Annotated in this window: 9 protein-coding genes and 1 pseudogene; 8 read left to right on the top strand and 2 right to left on the bottom strand. The window is 53.7% G+C overall.

Annotated features, from left to right (window positions below; genetic code table 11):
- A partial coding sequence (locus ACI77D_RS29085) for a pentapeptide MXKDX repeat protein (protein ID WP_407018069.1) occupies nt 1-136 on the top strand: 136 nt, incomplete at its 5' end.
- Between the two features lie 257 nt (nt 137-393).
- Here ACI77D_RS29085 and ACI77D_RS29080 read toward each other — a convergent pair.
- Nucleotides 394-1,764, bottom strand: coding sequence for a heavy metal sensor histidine kinase (locus tag ACI77D_RS29080; protein WP_407018068.1), 1,371 nt, complete (start codon nt 1,762-1,764; stop codon nt 394-396).
- Complete coding sequence (locus ACI77D_RS29075) at nt 1,761-2,432, bottom strand: heavy metal response regulator transcription factor (RefSeq protein ID WP_407018066.1); 672 nt, start codon at nt 2,430-2,432, stop codon at nt 1,761-1,763. The genes ACI77D_RS29080 and ACI77D_RS29075 overlap by 4 nt, the downstream gene beginning before the upstream one ends.
- A gap of 147 nt (nt 2,433-2,579) precedes the next feature.
- Between ACI77D_RS29075 and ACI77D_RS29070 the strand changes: the two genes are divergently transcribed.
- The 7 genes and pseudogenes from ACI77D_RS29070 (at nt 2,580) to ACI77D_RS29040 (ending at nt 6,455) form a co-directional block, all read left to right on the top strand.
- Nucleotides 2,580-3,083 carry a GlcG/HbpS family heme-binding protein gene (locus ACI77D_RS29070; protein WP_407018065.1) on the top strand — a complete coding sequence of 168 codons (504 nt, stop codon included), beginning with the start codon at nt 2,580-2,582 and terminating at the stop codon, nt 3,081-3,083.
- A 10-nt stretch (nt 3,084-3,093) separates the two neighbouring features.
- Nucleotides 3,094-3,504, top strand: coding sequence for a hydroxyisourate hydrolase (gene uraH / locus ACI77D_RS29065; protein WP_407018064.1), 411 nt, complete (start codon nt 3,094-3,096; stop codon nt 3,502-3,504).
- A 387-nt stretch (nt 3,505-3,891) separates the two neighbouring features.
- Nucleotides 3,892-4,356, top strand: a complete 465-nt coding sequence (locus tag ACI77D_RS29060; protein WP_407018063.1) for a thiol-disulfide oxidoreductase DCC family protein — start codon at nt 3,892-3,894, stop codon at nt 4,354-4,356.
- A 155-nt stretch (nt 4,357-4,511) separates the two neighbouring features.
- The gene (gene folE / locus ACI77D_RS29055; RefSeq protein WP_407018062.1) at nt 4,512-5,081 is read left to right on the top strand and encodes a GTP cyclohydrolase I FolE; all 570 of its coding nucleotides are present in this window, start codon (nt 4,512-4,514) and stop codon (nt 5,079-5,081) included.
- Nucleotides 5,082-5,118: 37 nt separating this feature from the next.
- Nucleotides 5,119-5,550 (top strand): annotated as a pseudogene (locus ACI77D_RS29050) (SDR family oxidoreductase); the annotation flags it as partial.
- Nucleotides 5,551-5,710: 160 nt separating this feature from the next.
- Entirely contained in the window at nt 5,711-6,115 is a 405-nt protein-coding gene (locus ACI77D_RS29045) for a helix-turn-helix domain-containing protein (RefSeq protein ID WP_407018061.1), read from the top strand.
- A gap of 208 nt (nt 6,116-6,323) precedes the next feature.
- Nucleotides 6,324-6,455 (top strand): DUF2256 domain-containing protein, encoded by a 132-nt coding sequence (locus ACI77D_RS29040; protein ID WP_407018067.1) that lies wholly within the window; start codon nt 6,324-6,326, stop codon nt 6,453-6,455.
- Nucleotides 6,456-6,483: the final 28 nt, after the last annotated feature.

Genomic DNA, 6,483 nt, shown 5'->3' with positions numbered 1-6,483 from the left:
CGAAATGCACAAAGACACCATGGGTAAGGACACGATGAAAAAAGACACCATGGGCAAAGACACGATGAAGAAAGATTCCATGTCCAATGACGGCATGAAAAAAGACGACATGAAAAAGAATGACATGTCTCAGTAAAGCGGTGCATTACAGGAAAATTGTACTGCGTCTGGAAAACCCGCCTCGACGGGTTTTCTCGATGGCGCTTACAGGCGCGATAGCATCAAGACGCAACCTGCAAGGTTCTACTCTACTTTGCAACGTGTTTGTAAGTCCAAACTTTGGGCGCCTGATGCAGTGAGCTTAATATTGACTCGACTGAGGGTTTTAATGAGGTGAAGACCATTGAAACCAACCAAGAAAAAACCTCAAAACATAAGACTCAGGGAATTCGCTCAAGCATTCTGCAGCAGAAACACCAAGCAAAAGCGCGTACCTGTTCCAGTGCTCTCAACGGTTACCCGACCGCCATGCAATTGCATAATTGAGCGGACGATTGCTAACCCCAAGCCACCAGAGTCGTCCGGCTGATTGCGTGAGGGGTCACACCGGTAGAAGCGTTCAAACAGTCGAGGTAGATGCTCCGCTGAAATCGGCTGGCCTTGATTGTGCACAGTGACTTCAATCCTGTCCTCCCACACCACACTGCTAATGGTCACGGCCGCAGCGGGAGCCCCATAACGCAGCGCGTTGGCGAGCAGGTTAGCCAATGCTCTACGGATCAAAGCCGGATCAGCCCGTAACTGATCATGGGCGTGATTGATTAGCGTGACATCACGTTCTTGTGCCACGCCTTCAAAATACTCACACAGTTGCTCAACTAGATCGTATAGGTCGATGAGCTCGTGATTTACGGATGCGTGCGACTGCTCGGTACGCGCAAGAAACAGCATACTGTCGATCATTCGCGCCAGACGTTCATATTCTTCCTGATTGGAAACCAGCAGGTTCTGATAGTCCTCGATTGAACGACTGTGCCTCAGGCTTTGCTGGGTGTGCCCCATCAGATTGCTGAGCGGGGTACGCATCTCATGGGCGAGGTCTTCCGAGAATCGAGAGAGCTGGGCGAACCCATCTTCAAGGCGTGCAGGCATTTGATTAAGCGCATGGCTGAGCGCCTGCAGTTCACTTAGTTCGTTGAACTCATCCAGCCGCAGATGCAGATGCTGTACATCAATGCCGGCCGCGCGCTGCACCAGCATGCGCACAGGTTGTAAGCCCCGTCGACTGACCCACCAACCGAGCACAAAGGCCAAGAGTGCGCCGACTGACATGGCGAGCCAGAGTTTGAGTCGGTAAACCCCCAGCATTTGCTCGCGCTCACTTAACAGCTTGCCAGCGATAAGGGTCAAGCCGCGTCCGCCCTGCATGACATCCTTCCAGGCAAGTCGCACTGCCTGCGAAGCATGACCGTCACCGAGCCGCGCCTGAGCTGCAGCAGGTAACTTGGGCACGCTCATGCTTACGGGGTTGATTTCGATGAGCACCTTGCCAATGTCATCGACAATCCATAGCAGATTGTCGCGATTGCCCAGCATATTTTCGTAGAGCTTGGGCCGATTTCTGAGTTGCTCGACGCTGACACTATCGTTGATCAACGCCTGCATGCGCTCCAGGCGCCCGAGCAGGGCCTGGTCATCGCGCCACGCGACTTCTCGCTGTAACGACTGATAAAGATAAAAACCAATGGAGCCCAGCAGCAACGCGCTGACTAACGCGAACATGACCGCCAGGCGAAAGCTCAGGGCGCGCGGAAACAGTTTCAGGATTGCACCTCAAGCATGTAGCCGATGCCACGCACTGTCTGTATCAACTTGAGCGGGTAAGGATCGTCAACCTTGGCGCGCAGTCGCCGGATGGCGACGTCGACCACATTGGTATCACTGTCAAAGTTCATCTGCCAGATCTGCGAAGCAATCAACGAGCGCGATAGCACCTCTCCTTCACGGCTGACCAGCAGGTGCAACAGGGCAAACTCCTTGTTGGTCAGGGTCAGGCGTTCACCCTGGCGCGTGACCTTGCGTCGCAACAGATCCAGGCTGAGGTCTGCAACCAGAAACTGCTCGACCTCACGGGGCGGGCCCCTGCGCAGCAGCGTACGTACGCGTGCCAACAACTCGGCATAGGAAAAGGGTTTGACCAGGTAATCATCGGCCCCTAACTCGAGCCCTTTTACCCGATCCTCCACAGAGTCTCTGGCGGTAAGAAAAAGCACCGGGGTTTGCCACTTGCGCCGAATAATCTGCAGCAATTGCCAGCCGTCCAGGCCCGGCAGCATGACGTCAAGAATGATCAAATCGAACTCACTTTCCTGCGCCAGATACTGGCCCTCCAGGCCATCCAAGGCGACCTCAACCACGTAGCCCGATTCAGTCAGGGCTTTATGGAGGTAATCCGCTGTTTTCGCTTCATCTTCAACGACCAGGATACGCATCTTTTCCTCCAGAACTGGGGCATAGGCTAGCGCGCCTGACCGTTTTGGCACATTACATCTTGGTAATCAGGAGGCAATCATTCTGACGGAGTGCACGAGTCATCATGCTTGGCGATGACTCAGCCAGACAAAACAAAGGAAAAAAGCATGCGTATAAGCCTGTCAACTTCATTGCTCAGCTCACTTGCAATGAGCTCTGCGCTCGCTATTGCAGCCCCGGATCAAGTTGTGCAGCGCAACGACGTGTCACTGGCAATAGCCAATGATTTGCTAAATACCGCACTGGCAGCGTGTCATGCCGACGGCCGCACAAGTGTTGCTGCAATTGTCGACCGAGGAGGAAATTTAGTCGCCCTGCAACGTGACGATAACGTTGGCCCACACAACACTTTAGCCGCCCAACGCAAAGCCTATACCGCCCTATCGACCAAGACGCCAACACGACTCTTGGCAGAGCGTGCTCGCAGTACACCCGATGCTGAAAACCTCAACACCCTGAGTGAGCTATTGCTGCTGGGCGGCGGAGTGCCTTTGCTGTTTGAAGGGCAAGTCATTGGCGCTATCGGAGTGGCCGGTGCCGGCGGTGCAGCAAACGATGAAGGTTGCGCACTGGCCGCTATCAACAAAATTTTACCTACCGTCAAAAACTAAGGACATCATCATGACTGGATTAAAAACGTTTTTCGCTGGCGTTGTATTGAGTGTCGTATCTTCGCTGGCGTTAGCGGCAGGAAACCCGCTCAGCGTGCATGTACTCAACTTACAAGATGGTCTGCCCTCCACTGGCGTCAATGTCACGCTGGAAAAACAGGACGGCAAGAGCTGGAACCTGCTCAACAGCGCAGCGACAAACGAGCAAGGTCGTATTCCCGGGCTGTACCCCGACGGCCAGGCCCTGGAGAAAGGCACCTACCGTGTCACCTTCAAAACCGGTGAGTGGTTCAAAGCTCACAACGTATCAAGTTTCTTTCCGGAGGTACCGGTCATTTTTGAGGTAGACGGTACCCTTGCGCACTACCACATCCCACTGCTGCTAAGCCCCTACGGTTTCTCTACCTACAGAGGGAATTGAGCGTCTACCAGACAAACAGGCAAAACCGCCCTTCATCGAATGGGCGGCATTTCTGCTTGATTATCTGGCATCGACATCTTGTCCGTGACCTGCATCGCACCGTTGGGCTCATTCACGTCGTAAGTGATGATTTCAGCCCTTCGGCGCAAACCTTAATGAGCTTAGCCCACTCCATCGCGCCCGCTTTGAGAACAACCGGTGGGGCGCACACCGAAGACGTGAGCGCCCTCGCATAGCTTGCCGCCACCAACCTTGATATCGAAAGCATAGGGCGATCCGCTCACGAAAGCAGGCATGACCGTCCGTACCACAGCAAAAAAATAGTACCCATTGTCAGTCTCTTTCTTTCAGCATATCTTGTACAAAACTTATACAAGGTCATGGTTGATGTACAAGAAAATGAATTGGCCGCTGACGCTGTACTTTGATGGTGAATGCCCTCTTTGTGCGCGCGAAATCAGGCTCCTGCGCGGACACGCAGCGGAAGATCGACTGCTTTTTGTGGACATCAGCAGCGGTGCATTTGACGCCAAGGCACTCGGGTTTACGTTCGAGCAAATGCAGTCCTCGCTGCACGCCCGTTTTGCTGATGGGCGCTGGGTAACCGGGCTGGACGCCACCCTTTGGAGCTGGCGCGCCGCCGGTTTGGGTTTTTGGGCAACTCCACTGACGTGGAGTGCATTGCGCCCGCTGCTTGAATTCGGTTATCGCCTTTTCTGCCGCTTACGTCCCCATTTGGCGTGGTTACCTCACCCAGAGAGTGGCCGCCGCTGTGTCGATAACCGTTGTGCGGTGCCGGCGTCCAAACCCGTATCAGACGAGCAGTCCACTTTGAAAACAAAGCAGACCTAGAAAGCTTCACTTCGTCATGGCACCGACGAAGAACCTGGGTCATGGCTGATCTGGCGACCCCTTAGTCATCTTCCTCAGATCGCACGCAGCAAAATACTCCCCTACTGCCAAGGATTGCCGCCACATAAAGCGCAGCATGGCTGCGAGGAATCAAGATGAACGCATCAACCCCATCATTAGCCGAACATTACCGTGAAATTCTCGTCGGCGTAGGCGAGAACCCTGAGCGTGAAGGACTGCTGGACACCTCTAAGCGCGCAGCCAAGGCGATGCAGTATCTGTGCAATGGCTACACAATGAGCCTGGAGGAAGTGATCAATGGCGCATTGTTCGAATCGCAAAACGATGAAATGGTCATAGTGCGAGACATCGAGCTGTATTCATTATGTGAGCATCACATGCTGCCCTTCATCGGAAAGGCTCATGTAGCGTACATCCCCACAGGATGGGTACTGGGCCTGTCGAAGGTCGCCCGAGTGGTGGATATGTTCGCCCGCCGCTTACAGATCCAGGAAAACCTTACGAAACAAATTGCCGACGCCATTCAGCACATTACCGATGCTGCAGGCGTTGCGGTGGTCATTGAGGCTAAGCACATGTGCATGATGATGCGGGGAGTGGAGAAACAAAATTCGGTGATGACCTCATCCGTGATGCTGGGCGCCTTTCGCGAGTCCTCCGCGACACGTCACGAGTTCCTGCAACTGATAGGGCGACTGGGTTAATACCAAGAAATATCGACCAAACCGCAGGAGAGCCTAGATGAACAGCCCCTTGACTATGAACTCCCTTAGTGAGGGCTATCGTGCCCTCGTAATAGGCGCCAGTGGGGCGCTCGGCTGGGAGTTTTGTGAGTTGCTCAATCAGGATCCACGGTGTGCGTATGTTCGTGAGTTGGGGCGCAACAGTGTTCCCTGCCTCGACTTGGAGGATGCAGACAGTATCGCTAAAGCTGCAGCCGAATTGACTGAAGAAGCACCGTATCAGTTGATCGTGCATGCCGCAGGACTGCTTCATCGCGACGAAATTAAGCCTGAAAAAAGTTACTCCCCGATTGAAGCAGACGCGTTGCAGTCGGCATTTCAAATCAACACGTTTGGGCCTGCTCTGGTTTTGCGTCACTTCCTGCCGTTGCTGGACGCTCATGGCGCAATGGCGATGGTCTCTGCCAAGGTAGGCAGCATCGGCGATAGCCCACCTATGCGTACATAGAGCTCCAGCAAGCTACAAGTTTCATCTCTGCTTCACTGGAGCATGGAACCCAGGCATACCGTGATAGGCTTCCACGTAACTAGAATGGCCCCGTCCAGGGTATCCACGCTCGAAGGGACTTGTTCAAATCAGGAACGTGTTTATGTCACTCAAAAATGCCTTCGCTGCCGTGCTTAAAGCGATTCGCGCTGGTAAAGGACTGACTCAGCGGAACCTGGCAGAAGTCAGCAGTCGGACATACGTCTCGAAACTAGAGCGCGGTCAATCAAGTCCGACGTTAGAGATGATCACCGCGCTAAGTGGCCAGCTCAATGTGAATCCTCTAACCCTAGTAGCCATTACTCTTTGCGCCGAATCGGGGCAGCCGGTTAACGCTTTGCTGCGCCAGACTCAAGAAGAACTGGCGGGTCTAGCCCATAACGGAATTCTGAAAAATTTGACGATTTCGTCGGGCGATGAGTTGCTAGTGGCAAGCGCTTCTACTAGACCCTCAAGCAATCGCTCAGCGACGAATGCCCTGCAAGTAGAATTCTGCTTCGCGGAATAGGCGATCACCCATTCAGCAACATTGGTAAAATGCTGGCCACGTCGAGCAGGAGCTTGTGCTTCTCAGAGAGCGCCCATGACCCTGCCGCTGTTAGACCTTGCTCTCAGGCGCGTGTCACGGCAGCACTAAATAAATGGTAGAACCCAAAAACAATCTCTCTGGTAGCGTGACCAATCAATTTCACAAGACTCAACATTTGGGAGTCGTTTTGAAGAAAAGTCAGCTCCCAGTTAAAGCCTGCCTTACCTGCGGACTTCCATTCACATGGAGGAAGAAATGGGCACGCTGCTGGGATCAAGTGCGTTACTGCTCGGAGCGCTGCAGGCGCAACAAAAACTGACCAAAAAAAGGGCCCTCTCGGGCCCTTT

This window comes from Pseudomonas sp. O39 (genome assembly GCF_045447295.1).
Taxonomy (GTDB): Bacteria; Pseudomonadota; Gammaproteobacteria; order Pseudomonadales; family Pseudomonadaceae; genus Aquipseudomonas; species Aquipseudomonas antarctica_A.
Note: the sequence above shows the minus strand (reverse complement) of the source record. Positions and strands in the feature narration are given on the sequence as shown.

Excerpts from the sequence above, each read along its gene's own strand:
- ACI77D_RS29075 (WP_407018066.1), bottom strand. The coding sequence starts at position 2,432 with ATGCGTATCCTGGTCGTTGAAGATGAAGCGAAAACAGCGGATTACCTC.
- ACI77D_RS29070 (WP_407018065.1), top strand. The coding sequence starts at position 2,580 with ATGCGTATAAGCCTGTCAACTTCATTGCTCAGCTCACTTGCAATGAGC.
- uraH (WP_407018064.1), top strand. The coding sequence starts at position 3,094 with ATGACTGGATTAAAAACGTTTTTCGCTGGCGTTGTATTGAGTGTCGTA.
- ACI77D_RS29060 (WP_407018063.1), top strand. The coding sequence starts at position 3,892 with ATGTACAAGAAAATGAATTGGCCGCTGACGCTGTACTTTGATGGTGAA.
- folE (WP_407018062.1), top strand. The coding sequence starts at position 4,512 with ATGAACGCATCAACCCCATCATTAGCCGAACATTACCGTGAAATTCTC.
- ACI77D_RS29045 (WP_407018061.1), top strand. The coding sequence starts at position 5,711 with ATGTCACTCAAAAATGCCTTCGCTGCCGTGCTTAAAGCGATTCGCGCT.